The 17,611-nt window shown below is 61.6% G+C and carries 18 protein-coding genes and 1 pseudogene; 6 read left to right on the forward strand and 13 right to left on the reverse strand.

Annotation, left to right across the window (positions count from 1 at the left end; genetic code table 11):
• Positions 1 to 117 precede the first annotated feature (117 nt).
• The 3 genes from AC0L2P_RS15840 to AC0L2P_RS15850 all read left to right on the forward strand — a co-directional run bounded on the left by AC0L2P_RS15840 (position 118) and on the right by AC0L2P_RS15850 (position 2,342).
• Positions 118 to 852: a substrate-binding periplasmic protein gene (locus tag AC0L2P_RS15840; protein ID WP_473502266.1), complete on the forward strand. Its 735-nt coding sequence runs from the start codon at positions 118 to 120 to the stop codon at positions 850 to 852.
• A gap of 105 nt (positions 853 to 957) precedes the next feature.
• Entirely contained in the window at positions 958 to 1,614 is a 657-nt protein-coding gene (locus tag AC0L2P_RS15845; protein WP_473502267.1) for an amino acid ABC transporter permease, read from the forward strand.
• Positions 1,611 to 2,342 carry an amino acid ABC transporter ATP-binding protein gene (locus AC0L2P_RS15850; protein ID WP_473502268.1) on the forward strand — a complete coding sequence of 244 codons (732 nt, stop codon included), beginning with the start codon at positions 1,611 to 1,613 and terminating at the stop codon, positions 2,340 to 2,342. Before AC0L2P_RS15845 ends, AC0L2P_RS15850 begins: the two co-directional genes overlap by 4 nt.
• A gap of 45 nt (positions 2,343 to 2,387) precedes the next feature.
• Here the strand turns inward: AC0L2P_RS15850 and AC0L2P_RS15855 are convergent, their stop codons facing one another.
• Together AC0L2P_RS15855 and AC0L2P_RS15860 are read right to left on the reverse strand one after the other, a co-directional pair.
• On the reverse strand, positions 2,388 to 3,434 hold the full coding sequence (locus AC0L2P_RS15855) for a cysteine synthase family protein (protein ID WP_473502269.1): 1,047 nt from the start codon (positions 3,432 to 3,434) through the stop codon (positions 2,388 to 2,390).
• The gene (locus AC0L2P_RS15860) at positions 3,431 to 4,108 is read right to left on the reverse strand and encodes a GHMP family kinase ATP-binding protein (RefSeq protein ID WP_473502270.1); all 678 of its coding nucleotides are present in this window, start codon (positions 4,106 to 4,108) and stop codon (positions 3,431 to 3,433) included. Before AC0L2P_RS15860 ends, AC0L2P_RS15855 begins: the two co-directional genes overlap by 4 nt.
• A 654-nt stretch (positions 4,109 to 4,762) precedes the next feature.
• Here AC0L2P_RS15860 and AC0L2P_RS15865 point away from each other — a divergent pair.
• The 3 genes and pseudogenes from AC0L2P_RS15865 (at position 4,763) to AC0L2P_RS15875 (ending at position 7,043) form a co-directional block, all read left to right on the forward strand.
• On the forward strand, positions 4,763 to 5,650 hold the full coding sequence (locus AC0L2P_RS15865; RefSeq protein WP_473502271.1) for a LysR family transcriptional regulator: 888 nt from the start codon (positions 4,763 to 4,765) through the stop codon (positions 5,648 to 5,650).
• A gap of 276 nt (positions 5,651 to 5,926) precedes the next feature.
• Positions 5,927 to 6,510 (forward strand): annotated as a pseudogene (locus AC0L2P_RS15870) (ATP-binding protein); the annotation flags it as partial.
• 116 nt (positions 6,511 to 6,626) lie between these two features.
• A complete protein-coding gene (locus AC0L2P_RS15875; protein WP_473502272.1) occupies positions 6,627 to 7,043 on the forward strand; it encodes a DUF4143 domain-containing protein in 417 nt (138 codons plus the stop codon).
• A 275-nt stretch (positions 7,044 to 7,318) separates the two neighbouring features.
• On the opposite strand, the gene AC0L2P_RS15880 is transcribed toward AC0L2P_RS15875, so the two are convergent.
• The 11 genes from AC0L2P_RS15880 to trbB form a co-directional block, all read right to left on the reverse strand.
• Complete coding sequence (locus AC0L2P_RS15880; RefSeq protein WP_473502273.1) at positions 7,319 to 7,546, reverse strand: DUF2274 domain-containing protein; 228 nt, start codon at positions 7,544 to 7,546, stop codon at positions 7,319 to 7,321.
• A complete protein-coding gene (locus AC0L2P_RS15885) occupies positions 7,543 to 8,757 on the reverse strand; it encodes a TraB/TrbI/VirB10 family type IV secretion system protein (RefSeq protein WP_473502274.1) in 1,215 nt (404 codons plus the stop codon). Before AC0L2P_RS15885 ends, AC0L2P_RS15880 begins: the two co-directional genes overlap by 4 nt.
• Positions 8,754 to 9,776: a P-type conjugative transfer protein TrbG gene (gene trbG / locus AC0L2P_RS15890; RefSeq protein ID WP_473502275.1), complete on the reverse strand. Its 1,023-nt coding sequence runs from the start codon at positions 9,774 to 9,776 to the stop codon at positions 8,754 to 8,756. The genes AC0L2P_RS15885 and trbG overlap by 4 nt, the downstream gene beginning before the upstream one ends.
• 38 nt (positions 9,777 to 9,814) lie before the next feature.
• A complete protein-coding gene (gene trbF / locus AC0L2P_RS15895) occupies positions 9,815 to 10,501 on the reverse strand; it encodes a conjugal transfer protein TrbF (RefSeq protein ID WP_473502276.1) in 687 nt (228 codons plus the stop codon).
• Positions 10,498 to 11,868 (reverse strand): P-type conjugative transfer protein TrbL, encoded by a 1,371-nt coding sequence (trbL, locus tag AC0L2P_RS15900; RefSeq protein WP_473502277.1) that lies wholly within the window; start codon positions 11,866 to 11,868, stop codon positions 10,498 to 10,500. The genes trbF and trbL overlap by 4 nt, the downstream gene beginning before the upstream one ends.
• Positions 11,865 to 12,233 carry a putative entry exclusion protein TrbK-alt gene (gene trbK-alt, locus AC0L2P_RS15905; protein WP_473502278.1) on the reverse strand — a complete coding sequence of 123 codons (369 nt, stop codon included), beginning with the start codon at positions 12,231 to 12,233 and terminating at the stop codon, positions 11,865 to 11,867. The genes trbL and trbK-alt overlap by 4 nt, the downstream gene beginning before the upstream one ends.
• Positions 12,234 to 12,245: 12 nt before the next feature.
• On the reverse strand, positions 12,246 to 12,959 hold the full coding sequence (gene trbJ, locus AC0L2P_RS15910) for a P-type conjugative transfer protein TrbJ (RefSeq protein WP_473502279.1): 714 nt from the start codon (positions 12,957 to 12,959) through the stop codon (positions 12,246 to 12,248).
• 32 nt (positions 12,960 to 12,991) lie between these two features.
• Positions 12,992 to 15,499: a conjugal transfer protein TrbE gene (gene trbE / locus AC0L2P_RS15915; protein WP_473502280.1), complete on the reverse strand. Its 2,508-nt coding sequence runs from the start codon at positions 15,497 to 15,499 to the stop codon at positions 12,992 to 12,994.
• Positions 15,500 to 15,509: 10 nt separating this feature from the next.
• Positions 15,510 to 15,773, reverse strand: a complete 264-nt coding sequence (locus tag AC0L2P_RS15920) for a VirB3 family type IV secretion system protein (protein ID WP_473502281.1) — start codon at positions 15,771 to 15,773, stop codon at positions 15,510 to 15,512.
• Complete coding sequence (locus AC0L2P_RS15925; RefSeq protein ID WP_473502389.1) at positions 15,773 to 16,036, reverse strand: TrbC/VirB2 family type IV secretion system protein; 264 nt, start codon at positions 16,034 to 16,036, stop codon at positions 15,773 to 15,775. Before AC0L2P_RS15925 ends, AC0L2P_RS15920 begins: the two co-directional genes overlap by 1 nt.
• A 74-nt stretch (positions 16,037 to 16,110) precedes the next feature.
• Positions 16,111 to 17,076 (reverse strand): P-type conjugative transfer ATPase TrbB, encoded by a 966-nt coding sequence (trbB, locus tag AC0L2P_RS15930; protein ID WP_473502390.1) that lies wholly within the window; start codon positions 17,074 to 17,076, stop codon positions 16,111 to 16,113.
• Positions 17,077 to 17,611: the final 535 nt, after the last annotated feature.

Below are 17,611 nucleotides of genomic sequence, written 5' to 3' on the forward strand. Positions count from 1 at the left end.
GTCCACCACTGGACGGCATTGCGACTTCCAAAAGCTATCCACGAGAGGCAATCAACTCGCTTAGCGAGCGGACCTCGATTCAAACATGATGAAAGGGGAATTTTCATGCTTCGCAAAATGCTCATCGGCTGGCTCGCAGCCATCGGTATCGCAATGGCAACTCAGGCGATGGCTGAGGAAACGCTCAGAGTGGGCGTCACGCCAACCGGGGTGCCATTCACGTTTGTCGACACCGCAACCCGAAAGCCGACTGGCGCGATGGTCGATCTGGCAAGCGCGATTGCCGCAAACCTTGGTACCACCGCCGACTTTCAGGTAAACGCTTTTCCCGCCCTGATCCCGGCATTGACGACCGACAAAATCAATCTGATTTCCGCCAGCATGTTCATAACCGACAAGCGCAAGCAGGTGATCGATTTCAGCACGCCGGTTTACGCCTATGGCGAGGCGATGTTTGTTGCTGCCGGCGACAGCAAGAATTACACGATCGAAGAGCTGAAAGGTGAGACCGTCGGGGCGCAGATCGGCTCGACCTACGCTGAGGCTCTGGAAGCGCTTGGCGTCTTCGGTCAACTCAAGCTCTACGACTCAATCGCTGACATGATGCGTGATGTGGTCCTGGGCCGCATCAAGGCCGGCTTTGGTGACGCCCCGATCGTCGCATATCAGCTTTCAAAGAACCCTGAACTCGGTGTTCGCCTCGTCGACGGCTATCGGCCGATGAAAAAAGGCGAAGTCGCGTTGGCGGTTGCCAAGGAAAATCCACTGCTTCTCGAAAAGGTGAATGCCTCCATCGCCAAGCTGAAGGAAAGCGGCGAATTAAGCCGAATATTTGCCAAATATGGCCTCTGAAGCCATCCCGCATTGACCTAGAACAAGCGCCGGCTGGCAGGACCACAGGATCGCATCGAATGACCGGCTGTGACGGCCGGGGTACGTGCCAAGAGGAAGCCGGCCATGACCAAGTTCATCGCGCACGCAACGGAATATCTACCGCTTCTTCTTCAAGGCGTTTGGCTGACCGTCATGATAACGCTTCTTGCGCTGTGCCTTGCGACGGCGCTCGGCCTTGTCTGGGCGCTGTTCAGGACATCGGGGATACGCTGTCTCAGCGTGCCGACGCGGCTCCTTGTTGACTTCGTGCGCGGCATACCACTGCTGGTGGTTCTCTTTTATATCTACTTTGTCGCGCCTGAGATCGGCATCAATCTGACTGCGCTCCAGGCTGGCACGATCGGGCTCGGCCTTGCTCACTCCTGCTATCTCGGGGAAACCTTCCGGGCGGGCATCGAGGCGGTCGACAAGGGTCAGGTCGAAGCGGCAAAATCGATCGGGATGAAGCGTGCGTTGATGATGCGCCGCGTCGTGCTGCCGCAGGCGGTCAAGATTATCCTGCCGCCTTACGCCAACAACATGATCATGCTGCTGAAGGACTCCTCGCTTGTGTCGGTGATTTCGGTTCAGGAGTTGACCATGCAGGGTAAGATGCTTGCGTCGTCCACATTCGACAACATGACCGTGTTTACCTTGGTGGCACTGCTCTACCTGTGCCTGACGGTTCCGCTGAATCTGTTTATGCGCAGAGTCGAGAGCTATCTTGGGGCGGCGGGATGATCACCTTCGAGGACGTGCACAAGTCCTTCGGCGCCCATGAAGTCCTTAAGGGAATCAACGCCGAGATCGCCAAGGGACAGGTCGTATGTTTGATCGGGCCCTCGGGTTCCGGCAAATCGACGCTTCTACGATGTGTGAACGGGCTTGAGACCTATCAGCGCGGTCGCATCAGCATCGACGGTACCGTGGTGGATGCCGCCTCGCCCCACGTTCACACCATCTGCACCCGCGTTTCCATGGTTTTCCAACGCTTCAACCTGTTTCCGCACCGCACCGCCCTGGAAAACGTCATGGAAGGTCCGCTCTACGTGCTGAAGGAAAATAGGAACCAGGTCCGCGAGCGGGCCATGGCATTGCTCAATCGCGTCGGCTTGGCCGACAAGACGAATGCTTATCCCGCGTCACTGTCGGGCGGCCAACAGCAGCGCGTGGCCATCGCCCGCGCCCTGGCGATGCGCCCACAGGCCATTCTTTTCGACGAACCCACCTCCGCACTTGATCCGGAAACGGTCGGTGAGGTCCTGCAGGTTATGCGCGCGCTCGCAGACGAGAACATGACCATGCTCGTGGTTACGCACGAAATTCAGTTCGCCCGCGAGGTTTCCGATAGCGTCCTCTTTCTCGACGGCGGCCGGATCGTCGAGCAAGGCCCGGCCAAGGAGCTCCTTCGACATCCGAAACACGAACGCACTAGGGATTTTCTTCACCGGGTTATGCACCCTGTCTGAGTCCTGGCCGATGTCGGTTTATCGCCTAGCCTGAATTCGAACCTGTCACTGCGTAGGGGACAGGCCGTCCAGCCCTGCGAGGATGGCGTCTAAAGTTCTGCGGTCCCAAGGCAATCTCGTCCATGCCGTCTCTTCGGCCGGACGAATTTGCGTGAGAACAGTTGGTTCAAGAGGAATTGAGATTGGCCAATCCTTCAAACCGGCGAGCCAGTCGGGGTTGTAGACCGTATCGGAATGACGATGCCCTTCATCTGGCATTATCACGACGGTGGAGGCTTCCGGATTTTGCCTGGCGAACCAGGCGCCGACCAAGGCTGCGGCGCCGCTGGTCGGACCCATGAAGAGCCCGTGATCGCGAAACAGCCCATGCGCCATCGCGTAGGCCGGCAATGCGCCCACCCAATGAATATCGTCGATCATCTCATGACGAACATTTTCCGGCAAAACACTGTTGCCGAGCCCGCGCAACATGCGACGTCCGACAGGCTGGCCAAAGAGCATGCTTCTGTGGGTATCGACAGCAATCATCCTGAGATCAGGAAAGAGCTCACGAAGGAAGCCTCCGGTTCCACAAAGCGATCCCCCAGTGCCCACGCAGCCGACGAGGCAATCGATGCGGCCTAATGATCGAACGATGAGGTCGGCCAAGCGCGCGTAGGCAAGGCGGTTTTCCGGACTGTCGTATTGCCGAGGCCAATACGTGCCCGGGCTATCTTGCAGGGTCTGCTGAAGATACTGGAGCCGACCGCGCTGATTGCCGTCTCCTTGAGGATCGTCGATGGCCATGACTTTGGCACCAAGTTGTTCCAGTCGCCGCCTGAGTTTCAGGTCGATGAGGCTGGAGGCCGTGACAAGCGTAAGCCCATAGCCACGAGCCGCAGCCAGCATGGCGATGGCGAGGCCGAATGTGCCCGATGTCGTTTCGATGATGTGACCCTCCCGCCTGAGGCGCCCTGACGCTTCCGCCTGATCGACCATGAACCGGGCGGGGATCAGCTTCATGAGGGAAAAGCAGGCGGCGTTGAGGTTAGGTGCGAGTTGGGCAAAACGCGGCGTCTCGTAGGCGCGTAGATAGTCTTGCGCCGCGCTCACTGGATTAGCCCCGTTTCGGCATTAAGGGCAAACGTGTGGACGCCTTGGAGGCCTGCGCCACTCACCTGCCTAGCGAGTTCAGCAGCGCGCATGGCCGCCTTGGGCGCAGCTGCATCCAGAAGGATGCCGATCAATGTTCCGCTGTGGGCCACCTGCACACCGCACGCGTCATGCGCCCGTGCTATATCCAAAACGGTATTGAAGGATGCCTTCGGCAGATGCCTCTGACTGATACTGGCGCTGATGGTTGCGACACGTCCAAGCAGGCGGGGATCTTGCTGCCGGATGGAGCGGTTCGCCAGCCCGCGCAGAACACGGAACAGCCCGATTTCCTCACCATCGTAGCGTGCCCGCGGCATGGTTAGCGTATCGATCGGCCGGGCACTGCCGTCCCTGAAACCTACCAAGACAAGGGGCGGGAACTCGCCACCGAAGTGTTCGATCGTACGGCCTTCCCGGTGGGCGAACAGGATAGGTTGGTCGCCGTAGGCAATGGCGTCGCTTGCCCCTTCGGCGGCCACCGCCAGTCCCGCAACCGTTGATTGGCGCAGCGTGAGGCCCGCTGCAGCTGCTACCGCACGAATCGCCGCAATGACGTCTGCGGTCGAGGAACCATAGCCATGCCCTATCATAATAGGGCTTTCGATCGTAAGCTCTCCGCCTCCTTCAGCCATTCCGATATGCTCGAGCGTGAGGGCTGCCGCGCGAGCCGCTTTGGTCCGGTTTGCAGGCCGCGGTCGAATCCCATTTTGTTCATGCGGCCAGAAAGTCGCTAGCGACTCTTGCGACGTGAGCGGCAGAGTTACGAGTCCGCGACAAAGCCTTCCGTTTTCCCCTTCAAAGACGCCCTGGAGGAATTCCCCGTGATGGGCGTGCGCTCGTCCGACTCCTACCGCCAGAGGCAGCCTAATAGTCTCGTTGTTGATGTTGTCCGAGCTTGTCCGATGGCCGGATCTCGGCATCTCCGTCTTCATCACCACGTCATCTCCTCACCTGGAATTGGCAGATGATGCGTATGACTGATCCATTCTGTCACTCGCCAAATCTTGGTAGTGCCACTGGCAAGCGCATCATGCAAAGATAAGGGCAAGATCGACACCACAAATTGGCGCGCCCAATACTGTACTAGACACAGCAGCAGCGCCGAGCGCGGTTGGCCATGCGGACAACCGTTCCAAAACCGGTGCGCTATGCACCGTGTCTTCATTATTGTTCTTGTTAAGGAGGGTTGGACTGCTCACCTTGTGTCAATACTGAGATTTGGCGATAGCCGGCAGCGGCCAAAAGCGCTCAAACGCATTTTGTCGCCAACTTCACTTTGAGCAGAGATGCGGAGCTCCATCCAACTTGCGACCCTCAATTATGCACTTGTGGTCGCGGAGGAGGGCAGCTTTCTTCGCGCCTCGCGACGTACAGGGATCGATCACACCGCGCTCAGCCGGCGCATCCGCGATCTGGAATACGCGGTGGGTACGAGGATATTTCATCGCCATGCCCGCGGCGTCGGCCCAACCCCGGCCGGCGAGCGGTTCCTGGAGCGTCTGCGCTCCGTGCTGCTCGAGCTCGACAACACGCTCGCGCTGGCCAGGTCCGGCACCAGAGATGACCAACAAAAGCTTTCCATCGGCTCCAATGGGATCATTCTTGCCGGGCGAGCCCTGGATGCAATCATCGAGTTCGGGCAATCTCATCCCAATGTGACCGTCAGCTTGACAGAGAGTCCTTATCCTTCGCCTGAGGCTGCTCTGGGTGCCACCCAGGTCGACCTGGTCGTGACCTCCTCCTCCCGGTTTACCGGCGGCGCGTTCGAATTGACGTTATGGAAAGACACTCTGGCTGTCGTTCTTGCCTCAAATCATTCTCTCGCCAGCCGCTCCGTGATCGAGTGGCACGAGTTGCACCAGGAAACGTTACTGGTGCGCAGGGGCGAAGCATTTCAGCTCGCCGACGCTGTTGGACGCGGGGTGCAGCTTCCTCCAATCGTCGAACATCACGTCAGTGCGGGCATCCTTTTGCGCCTTGTCGGAAACGGGCTTGGCGTCGCTCTGATCCACGACCGAGATGCCGACAGTGTTCCTCCGGATGCGGTCTGTCGTAAGCTGCGGATCGGGGGCAAACCAATCCAGATCTCCAGTTTAGCCCGTTGGCGCCCCGACAACGCCAATCCTGCCCTGCCGACCTTCATCTCTTTCCTGCGCGATCGGTATTCGTCCTGACAGTCCATCCGACCGGCATGACCCGAACGGTCACCCCGTCTCAGAGTGCGTTGGAGCCTAGCGACGCTCTGTTGTTGTCATGAACCATATCAGCATCGGTTTGGAGCGGTTCGGGGCCAATCTCACCAAGGCGTCGGCGCTTTAACGCCGCTTCCTCTGCCGACCGCCTCGCACAGCCTGCCGCGATTCTTCCTTGCAAAACTGGAATTGTACTCCATAACTGCAAGGATGATCGAACGCCGCATCAGCACAGAACTGACCGAGATGCTGGACAGCATGCCCGCCGTGGCGCTGCTCGGGCCGCGTCAGGTCGGCAAGACAAACGTGGCGCTGGAGATAGCCGAACGGCGTCCTTCCATCTATCTCGACCTCGAATCGGATGCTGACCGCGCCCGGCTTGCCGAGCCGGAGCTTTACCTGGCCGAGCATCAGGACAAGCTGGTTATCCTGGACGAGGTCCACCGGCTACGAACCTGTTCCAGAACCTACGCGGGCTGATCGACCGCGGTCGGCGTGGCGGCCGCAAAGCCGGCCGCTTCCTGCTCTTAGGTTCGGCGTCGATCGATCTCATGAGGCAGTCCGGCGAGACCCTTGCCGGCCGCATTGCCTATCTCGAAATGCATCCGATCGACGGTCTCGAGGTCGGCGCTGCCGACCTTGGGCCGCTATGGGTACGCGGCGGCTTCCCCGACAGCTTTCTGGCCGCGAGTGACCGCGCCAGCCAGCGATGGCGGCTGGATTTCATCCGCACCTATCTGGAACGCGACATCCCCCTCCTCGGTCCGCGCATCCCGGCCGAGACGCTGCGCCGCTTCTGGACTATGCTGGCGCACCACCAAGCCGGCCTGCTCAACGCTGCCGAGTTCGCGCGCGCACTTGGCGTCGGCGGCAAGACAGTTGCGTCCTATCTCGACCTGCTCCTGATCTCCTGCTGGTTCGCCGGCTGGAACCCTGGCATGTCAACATCGGCAAGCGCTTGGTTAAATCTCCGCGCGTCTATGTCCCCGACAGCGGCATCACCCATGCACTGCTTGGTCTCGCCACGCAGGAAGACGTGCTTGGGCATCCAGTGGCCGGCGCCTCCTGGGAAGGCTTTGTGATCGAAACCCCTGACCGCCGCCGCCCCGCCGGCACGCTGAGCAATTTCTATCGAACAACCGCAGGCGCGGAGATCGACCTGCTGCTCACGTTGCCGGGCCAACGCCTCTGGGCTATCGAGGTCAAGCGCAGCCTGACGCCGAAGGTGGAAAAGGGTTTTCATCAGGCCTGCGAGGATCTTGCTCCGGCACGGCGCATCGTCGTCTTTCCCGGATCGGAGCGGTTTCCGCTCCAGCATGGCGTCGAAGCGATGCCCGTGCAGGACCTAGGCCGGACGCTGCTTGGCGAAGCATGATGGGATAGCTGTGGCATTCATCCCGTCACGGGGGCTCAAAAGACCCTCTCGTCCCACGCTCGGCGCCATGGTGAGGTCGACGGTTCTCTGACGATTAGGCCACCTACAGGTCCGTCGGTCCGCTGTTCTGCTGTAGCTCTGCCAGGTCTTACAGTGTTCGATGCAATCTTGACCTCCACCCGGACAGCAACGCTGATCTTGACCAGATGCGGGTGGCCCTCAGTGCGGACCCTTCAGGCCGAGCCGACAACCATCAGGCCGATCGCTGCCTTTGACTACCCTGACTTCGTGTGGGAACGCATTCGGCCAAACGCCCTGTCCGTTGCCATGAATCGTGCCAGCATCGGCGCGATCAGCTTTGCCGGATCTGCGATTGCCTGGCCGCTTTCACGGCCAAGCACATCGGCATAAGCGACAAGGTCGCGATGAACGGTGCCAGGCAGTTCGACCGTGATCTTGACCGGACGGTCATCGGGAATGGCGGAAAGTTTCAGCTTGGTCATGATGGATCCTTCGGCGTGTCGTAAGGCACAAGAACAAGGTCGCGATTGACAATCACGCGAACCGGGAAACCGGGCCGCACGGTGAGCGTCGGCTGGACGTTGAGCTGATTGCGCACGAGCTGCTGGCCAATATCGGAGGCCGAATCCTGCGTGCTTTCGCGGATGGCCTTGGCGATTTCGCTTTCATCGTCGCTGGACCCAAGCGATGTCCCAATGCCCAACAATGTCGAGAGTGCTGCGGCACGGAACATCTGGCCCCAATGATGGTCAACCTCGTCTTCAAGTCCGGAAAATCCTTGCGCGTCTGCGCCCTGCTGGCGCTCCAGCACGATCGAGGTGCCGTCAGGCATGATCAACCGATTCCACACCAGCAGCACGCGCGACTGGCCGAAGGCAACGTGGCTGTCGTACTGGCCGATCAGCCTCGCACCCTGCGGGATCAGGAGATGGGATCCTGTCGGGCTGTCGTAGACATTTTCGGTCACCTGAGCGGTGATCTCGCCGGGCAAGTCGGAGCGGATGCTGGTGATAAGGGCCGCCGGTATGACGGTACCGGCTTGCACCACATAGGGCGAGGCCTTCTCGGCGAGCCGATTGGGACTGACGGTGCGGCGGTCTGGCTCGGCATTGACGAAGGCGAGCTTGCGATCCTGCATGTTTTGCGCGGCTCCAGGATCGATCGGTGGCGGCCCTGAGGGCAGAGTCAGACCAGATTGGGGGTCCGGTTCAATAACTCTGCTGCCAGCATCCTGTCGTGCGGGACCAGCTGGCGTGTTCGTATCGGTGAAGAGCTTCGCCACTCGTGCGGCCTCGATCTCGGCCAGTCGGCGCTGCTCCTCCGGATCGGCGCGCGGTCCACTGATGTTGGACGCCCCAACCGGCATGCCGCGCTCCTGGGCACGCAAGATCGGCCGACCCAAATCGCCAGGCAGCGCGGGGCCGAGTTGCGGAACACCGGCATAGTCCTTCGGCAGCTTCTGTAGCCCGTCGGCCGTTGAGCGGTTTTCGGTGGTGAAGAGCTCGGGCGGCTGTTCGGTTCCGCGCCGTCCGGTGTCGAGCGCCCAAATCGACGTGCCGAGGATCGCAGCGCTGGCAACTCCACCAGCGCCTATCAGCACCTTGCGCGACAATCGCGTGACCCTGGCCGGTTCGGGCCGCAGGCGCAGTTCCGCTCGAATGTCCTGGTTGGGTGCATTTGCAGGGTCGCTCATCGGAACAGCCTCGTGCCAGGCGAGGATCGTTTGCCGTCCGTGCGCACGATGCGGACGCGCTTTTCGCTTGTTTTGTCGCCGAGCCTCAATTCAGCGGCGGCAAACAGCCGATCAACGACGTAGTAGTTCTGGCGAGCACGGTAGTTGACCAGTTCCGAGCCGCCCGATGGGCCGATGACAAAGAGCGGCGGCATTTCGCCCTGCCCGATTCCTGACGGGAACTCGATGTAGACTTTTGCACCGTCGTCGAAGGCGCGAAGCGGCCGCCAGGGCGCCGTGTCGCCTTCGATACGATAGCGGAAATTCAGCTTCTGGATGTCGACGCCGGAGGCGACCGGCTGTGCGGCGGAAGCCTGCGCGTTCTGGCGCCGCAGCGCAATCAGCTGGTCCTGCGGATACTGCCAAGAGACGGAAGCCATGTAGGTCTTTTCGGTCGAGCGCAGCTCGAGATGATACGTGCGGCGGTCGCTGTTGATGACCAGATTGGTCTGGAGATCTGGCCGTGTCGGCTTCACAAGAATATGGACCTGCTGGCGCTCTCCTGCCCCGCTTTGTGTGTCGCCGATGATCCAGCGCACCGTGTCGCCGGCGGCAACAGGCCCGGCGCCGATAAGTTGCTCGCCGGGCTGCAGGGCGATGTCGGTGACCTGGCCGGGCGCGGTATAGATCTGGTAGAGCGCGCCCTCACTCCAGGGATAAAGCTGGATGGCATTGACGAAACCGTCGCGAACCGGCTGCATCCTTGCTGCCTCATTCGCCTGGCTGATCCGCTGCTTCGGATCGGTGGGCTCCGGCTTCACCTTCCCGGCCTCGACCGGTTTCAGCTGACCCGGCAGCGGAAGCGTTTTCGGCACTTCCACCACCTTGACCGGACCGGGCGGGTCGACCCTGGGCACGGCAGGCACCGCATCATCGTAGGCGATTTGCGGCGGAATGTATTTCTTCGAAGCACAGCCGGCGAGCGCCGTTGCCGACAGCAGTACCAGGACAAGCATGCGTGCCTTGGGCCGATTGCGCATGGCCGGTCTCGCGGATCTTCTTGCTCGTGCCGCATGCATCATGAAAGCTCCTTCGACCAGTTGATGGCGTTGACATAGACGCCGAGCGGATTGGCTTTCAGCCGATCGGCGTCGCGGGGTTGCCGAATCACGATTGTGAGGATTGCCGTCCAGCGCTCGGTGCCGGCCAGGTTGCCGTTCTCGTAGCGGCGCTCGATCCAGGCGACGCGGAAGGAATCGGGCGAAGCACGGATGACGCTGGAAACCTCGATCGCGATCTGGAGTTTGCCCAGTTTGGCAAAAGGATCACTCGAGCGAGCGTAATCGTTGAGGGAAGTCGCGCCTCTGTCCGTGGTGTAATCGTAGGCGCGCAGCCAATTTTGGCGGACGATGACCGGGTCGGCAGGAATGCTTCTGACCTGTTCGATGAAGCGGGCCAGATGCCAGGCGATCTGGGGATCCGTCGGCCGATAGTCGGCAACGGCCGGGCCGACAAGCTGCGCCTCGCCAAACTTGTCGACCTGAACCACCCAGGGAACAACCGAGCCGCGTGTCGATTGCCAGACCAATGCGGACGCAAAACCGCCCGCCAGGACGAGCGAGCTGAAGGCCATCAGCCGCCAGTTCTTCGCCTGGACGCGAGCCGAGCCGATGCGCTCGTCCCAAATCTGGGCTGCACGCTGATATGGCGTCTCAGGGTGAGGCGTTTTCGCGTAACGAACGAAAGGGCGTCTAAAGGGGGTCATCGGCGGTCGTCCTGATCGAGGGAAACATTCATCGAGCCGCCGCCATCGTGGCTCGAGTGGACCGAATGGGCGGCGACGCTGGCGCCATGGCTCATGGCCTGGCTACGCTTCATGCGTTTTGCCCATGCGGGCGGAGAGTCGGTACTGGCCTCGGTGGTTGGCCTGTCACCGGAGGAAGCCGTGCCCGACGAGTGCTCTCCACTCGCCGCAGTCCAAGCCGCAAAGCGCCCGGCCTCATAGCTGTCGGACAGGGCCGACGCAGCACGCGACATGGCCTGCCTCACCGGTCGAACGGCAGCGCTGGCACCAGCCTTTGCGACCCCCGCCATGCCGGCGGCGACCGAGCCTGCACCGCCTCTTCCAGATGCCGCTGCGCCAAGTTCCCAGGCGGCCGAAGTGCTGCCGGCCAGGTGTGCGCCGCCGCGTGCGGCTGCTGCCGACATGCGCCCACCGGCACCGAGTGCGCCTGCAGCACCGGCTATTGCGGCGTGGGCACCCATAGCGCCGGCCGCGCCAAGGCCGCCAGCGACGAGGCTCGTGCCAACAGCGGCACCTGCGCCCAGTTGCGGGGCACCGGAGACCAGCCCCGTCGCAATGCCGGGACCGAAGATCGACAGCCCCATCAGCGACAGGGCGCCGAGGACAAGCGACAGCGCATCCATGATTGTGGGCTGTTCGGCGCCGAACCCTTGAGTGAACTCGCCGAACAGGCCCGAGCCGATGCCGACGATGACGGCAAGGACCAGGATCTTCACGCCGGAGGCAACGATGTTGCCGAGCACTTTTTCGGCAAGGAAGGCGGTCCGGTTCAACAGCGCAAAGGGGATCAGCACAAACCCGGCAAGCGTCGTCAGCTTGAATTCGACCAGAGTGACGAAGATCTGGACGGCCAGAAGAAAGAACGCAATCAGCACGATCGCCCAGGCGATCATAAGCACTATGATCTGGACGAAATTCTCGAAGAACGAGACGTAGCCCATCAGCTGGCTGGCGGCCTCGAGGATCGGATTGCCGGCATCGATGCCGACTTGCGCGACGCGGCCCGGCTGCAGCAATGCCGAGCCTGAAAGTGCCGAGCCTCCGGCCTTCAGGCCGAGCCCGGAGAAGCTCTCGAAGACGATGCCCGCGAGACGGTTGAAGTTGCCGATGACGAAGGCGAAGAAGCCGATATAGAGCGTCTTCTTCACCAGCCGATGCAGCACGTCCTCGTCAGCCCCCCAAGCCCAGAACAGGCCGGCCAGTGTGATGTCGATGACAATCAGGGTCGAAGTGAGAAATGCAACTTCCCCACCGAGCAGACCAAATCCGGAATCGATGTAGCGAGTGAAAGTCTCGAGGAAGCGGTCGATGACGCCGGTGTCGTTCATGGCGCCACCGTTTCCGGATAAAGCCGGTCTTCCGCCGGGGACGGCGTTGGCGGTTGGAGCGGCGGCAGGCGGCTCGTGTCCTCTTCGATCGACGGAGCCGCGTTTGGCACGATCGGGCGGGATGGCCTTAGGAAGCGTCGGCGGCTTTCAGCCCAGGCTTTCCTGCAGGCGTCGTCATCAATCGCCGCCATGCCAATATCCCGGCATCGGGCAAGCTCGACCCTTGCCGGCTCGCCGCCCGGATGTGCTGGGCGCGGGGAGGACGCGTCCTGCGAGCCGTCGCCGCGCAGCGCCATGAAGGCGGCGGTCATGGCGGCGCCAAGGGCGAGAACGGCTGTCATCCGGGCGACGATCTTGAGATCCATGCGGTCTTCGCATCAGTCGTGGAACATTTTTACGGATGACGGGCTGTAGCTGCTGCCCGTCATGAAGCGGCTGAACTGTTCCCGTGCCTGCTCCTGGGCGGCAGCCCTCCTCGCTTGCTCAAGGGCCTCGGCTCTTCCTTGTGCCGCCAGCATCGCGGTGAGATGGGCAACTTGCTTGGCCTGAACGGCAAGGAGTTGATTGCCGGCCTGCATCGCCTGCAGCACGCCGACAGCCGACTGGCTGGCGCTGACCAGCGAACTCGTCTGCTCCTGTGTCCCCGCGATGTTGTCGACTGCGACGGCACCGGTTTTCAGCGAATGCTCAAAGGCAGACACCGAGGTCTGCCAGCGCTGACGCGCGCCCTCGACAAGCTGCTGGCTGGAGAGTTCCGAACCGAAGTTCTTGTAAGTCGACGTAAACTGGCTCTCGATGTCCTGGACGCTATAGGCTAGCTTCTCGGCCTCGCCGAGCAGGGCTCTCATCTCGGAAAAGTTGCCCTCTATCTGCCCAAGCAGCGAGGTCGGCAGCGACGTGAGATTCTTCGCCTGATTGATCAGCATCTGCGCTTCGTTTTGCAGCGAGGTGATCTGGTTGTGGATCTGCTCCAGGGCACGCGATGCAGAAAGTAGGTTTTCGGCATAGTTCCTGGGATCGAACACGATCAGCGCTGATGCTGGTGCCGATGAGAGCGCCATGGCGACGGCGATCGCGCCGGCTGCCGCCATGCGACGGATTGGGCTGCCTGCAAGAATGGAATTCATGACGAAATGTCCTCTGTGGATTGGTCGATCACGTTGGTCAGACCTGGGACGAGGTCGGCCGCCCAGGAGAGATCGCGCTCCGCTAGCCAAGCCTCGAGGAAATGGTCTCGTCCGGCCTCGGCGACTATCCGGTCGATCGCGGCCTGGTCCGATTTGGACGATGTGGCGCAGAGCGCCAGCGCGATCGGACCGAGTCCCAGTTCGAAGAGACGGTTGCCGCGGCGGCTTTGACAGTAATAGTCGCGCTTCGGTATCGCCCGGGCGATGATCTCGATCTGGCGATCGTTCAGACCAAAGCGTCGGTAGATCTCGGTGATCTGCGGCTCGATGGCGCGCTCATTCGGCAAGAACAGCCGCGTCGGGCAGCTTTCGATAATTGCCGGCGCGATTGGCGATCCGTCGATGTCGGAAAGCGACTGCGTGGCGAAGACCACGCTGGCGTTCTTCTTTCTCAGCGTCTTCAACCATTCGCGCAGCTGGTCGGCGAAACCGCCATCGTCGAGCGCCAGCCAGCCCTCGTCGATGAGCAGCAGTGTCGGCCGGCCATCCATCCTCTGCTCGATGCGGTGGAACAGATAGGCAAGCACCGCGGGAGCAGCACCCGTGCCGATCAGGCCCTCGGTTTCGAACGCCTGGATGGAGGCTTCGCCGAGACGCTCGTGCTCGGCATCAAGCAGCCGGCCAAAAGCACCGCCGATGCAGTAGGGACCAAGCGCCTGTTTCAGCGGGGCGGACTGCAGCAGCACGGACAGGCCAGTCAGTGTCCTCTCCTGAACTGGCGCAGAAGCCAGCGACGTCAGCGCCGACCACAGATGCTCCTTGACCTGCGGCGTGATAGCCACGCCTTCGCGCAGCAGAATGTCGAAAAGCCAGTCGGCCGCCCAGGCCCGCTCTGGCGTATGATGGATGCGGGCAAGCGGTTGCAGCGACACGGTATGAACGTCGTCAGACAGATCGGCCAAGGTGAGCAAGGGCAATGGATCGTCAGACCCCTGCCCGTTTTCAGCATTGCTTCCGAGACTGTGCCAATCACCATTCATGGCGAGCATGGCAGCGCGGATTGAGCCACCGAAATCGAAGGCAAAGACCTGGCTGTTCTCGTAACGCCGGAACTGAAGCGCAATCAGCGCCAACAGGACAGACTTGCCGGCGCCCGTCGGGCCGATGACGAGGGTGTGGCCGACGTCTCCAACATGCAGACTGAACCGGAACGGTGTGGCGCCCTCCGTCCTGGCGAAGAACAGCGGCGGGGCTCCAAGATGCTCGTCGTCGATCGGACCTGCCCAGACCGCGGAGAGCGGAATCGTGTGCGCGAGGTTGAGCGTGGAAAGCGGCGGCTGGCGAATGTTGGCATAGACATGGCCAGGAATACCGCCCAGCCAAGCTTCGACAGCGTTAACGCCTTCGGCGATACAGGTGAAGTCCCTGCCCTGAACGACCTTTTCGGCCAGACGCAGCTTTTCGTCGGCAATCGACGGATCGGCATCCCAGACCGACACGGTAGCGGTGACATAGGCTTCGCCGATCCGGTCAGAGCCCAGCTCCTGGAGCGCCGCGTCCGCGTCGGCCGCCTTGTTGGCGGCGTCCGTGTCGACGAGAACGGACGCCTCGTTGGTCATCACCTCCTTGAGGATCGCGGCGACGGATTTCCGTTTCGCGAACCATTGACGGCGTATCTTCGTCACCAACTTGGTCGCGTCGGTCTTGTCCAGCATGATCGCCCGCGTCGACCAGCGGTAGGGGAAGGCAAGCCGATTAAGATCGTCGAGAATCCCCGGGAAGGTCATCGTGGGAAGTCCGGTGATGGTGAGTGTGCGCAGATGCGCATCGCCAAGCCTCGGCTCTAACCCGCCGGCCAACGGCTGATCCACAAGCAGAGCGTCGAGATGCATCGGGGTTTCTGGCACGCGAACGCGATGCCGCTTCGTCGAAATGGTTGAGTGCAGGTAACTCAGCGACTCTCCATCATCGAGCCAGTCAGCTTCGGGAACGAAGCCTTCGATGAGGTTCAGCACGCGGTCGGTGCGATCGACAAAACTCTTCAGGAGCTCCCAAGGGTCGACGCCGGTCTTTTCCCGGCCTTCGTAGAGCCAGCTCTCCATGCGCGACACTTCCTCGGCCGGAGGCAGCCACACGAAGGTGAGGAAGTAGCTGCTTTCGAACAGCACACCGGAGTCTTCGAACTGTTCGCGACGCTCGATGTCGAGAAGTGCGGATGCGCAATCAGGGAACCGGCTGTCTGGGTAGCCGCTGGCAGGATTGCGCTGCGCTTCGACAAAAATTGCCCAGCCGGAGCCGAGCCGGCGCAGCGCACCGTTAAGCCGCGCGGTCGTGCCGACCAGCTCCGCCGGCGTGGCGGAGTCCAGATCCGGCCCGCGAAAACGCGCCGTCCTTTGAAAACTGCCATCCTTGTTGAGCACCACGCCCGGCGCCACCAGGGCGGCCCAAGGCAGATAATCGACGAGGCTGGCACTCTTCTTTCGGTATTCCGCGAGGTTCATCATGGCGAAAACGTCAACATCCGAAATGCGAGGGATAGCGAAGGTGCCGGCGGGCCACGTCGAGGAACTGGGCATCGCGCCTTGCCGCCCAGACGGCCGCGAAATGCCCGACCGCCCAGATGACGAGTCCGGCGATCCATAAACGAAGCCCCAATCCGATCGCGCCGGCCAGCGTGCCGTTGGCGATCGCGACCGCACGCGGCGCGCCGCCGAGCAGGATCGGTTCGGTGAGTGCGCGATGCACCGGCGCGAAAAAGCCACGGATCTCCTCCTCCATCAGATCAGCGCTCCGCCGCCGAAGGAGAAAAAGGACAGGAAGAACGAACTTGCCGCGAAAGCGATCGACAGCCCGAAGACGATCTGGATCAGCCGGCGAAATCCGCCCGATGTGTCGCCGAAAGCGAGCGACAGGCCGGTGACGATGATGATGATCACCGCCACGATCTTGGCGACTGGCCCCTCGATTGATTCGAGAATTTGCTGAAGGGGCTCCTCCCAAGGCATGGAGGAACCGGCAGCATGGGCGGGCGCCATCGTCATGATGGCGGCGGTCGCCGCATACGACAGCTCCACGGCAAGTTTGCGGATAGCCGATGAATTGAAGCGGATCGGGGTCATTCTGAAGCTCCAAAGGGCGAGTGGTGATTCACGGTCATTGTGGTCTCGAGATTTGCTTCCAGGGTGCGGTAGTCGCCGGTGGCCGGATCGAGCCCGTCGACCATGGCGATTTCGACGAGCCGGCGCGCGGATCCGCGGCCGACGAGGACGGCGATGAGATCTATGGTTTCGGCAATGAGTGCACGCGGAACCCTGACGACGGCCTCCTGCACGAGCTGTTCCAGTCGCCGCAGTGCGCCAATTGCAGAATTGGCGTGAATGGTGCCGATGCCGCCGGGATGGCCGGTGCCCCAGGCCTTCAGCAAATCGAGCGCTTCGGCGCCTCGTACCTCGCCGATCGGGATGCGGTCGGGCCGAAGCCGCAATGATGACTTCACTAGATCGGACAGCGAGGCGATACCGTCCTTGGTGCGCAGCGCTACGAGATTGGGCGCGGCGCACTGCAGCTCGCGTGTGTCCTCGATCAGCACGACGCGCTCGGCGGTTTTAGCCACCTCCGCCAAAAGCGCGTTGACCAGCGTGGTCTTGCCCGTCGATGTGCCGCCGGCCACCAGCACGTTCTTCCGTGTCTCCACGGCAAGCTGCAGGACGTCGGCCTGGCTTTCGGTCATGACGCCGGCGGTGACATAGTCTTGAAGGGTAAATACCGCGACTGCCGGCTTGCGGATGGCGAATGTTGGTGCCGTGACGAGAGGCGGCAAGAGGCCTTCGAACCGTTCACCGGTCCCGGGCAGTTCTGCCGAAACGCGCGGCGAGCCCGAATGCACCTCCGCACCGACATGGTGCGCGACCAGCCTGACGATCCGTTCGCCGTCGGCCGCGATCAGTGTTTCGTTGCTTGCAACAAGTCCTTCGGTGAGCCGATCAAGCCACAGGCGACCATCGGGATTGAGCATCACCTCGATGATGGCCGGATCGTCAAGGAAGCCTGCAATGGCCGGGCCGAGAGCGGTGCGCAGCATGCGCGCGCCGCGCGACACTGCTCCCTTGCCGGCATGATGATTGGTGGCCACGATGGTCCCCGTTTTCTCGCGGCGGACTGGTTGGTGCCGCGCTGGGGATAATTAGAAAGGGCATGAACATCGAGCCCGCAACAAGTAAAACCGGCTATCGTGGCATGACGTGCAGAGACTTGCGAAATTCGGTGCCACGATTTCGACAGGTCAAGCAACCCGGTGCACGACAGTACATCGCCGCTTCAGCAGAACAGGCGACCGTATCTACGAGAAGGCAGACTTACTGCTCGGGATCGACCAACCCGGATGGCTTTGGCCTAGACCACCGACCAGTGTCATCGAGGCTCCCACGCTTCAAGCATGGCGTCCGCAACGAGGACTAACGGCTCGTTAAGCATGTCTGGCAGGATGAGGGAATGGCTGCCACCGCTCATGGACCGTTGCCGGGATGCTTTCTATTATCAGGCCGATATGCATCAGCTACCAGTAAGTGTCGCCCTGGCCATTTCGGTTGTGTTCGGTTTGGTTGTCGTTGCGATCG

This window comes from Mesorhizobium sp. WSM4836 (assembly GCF_055811815.1).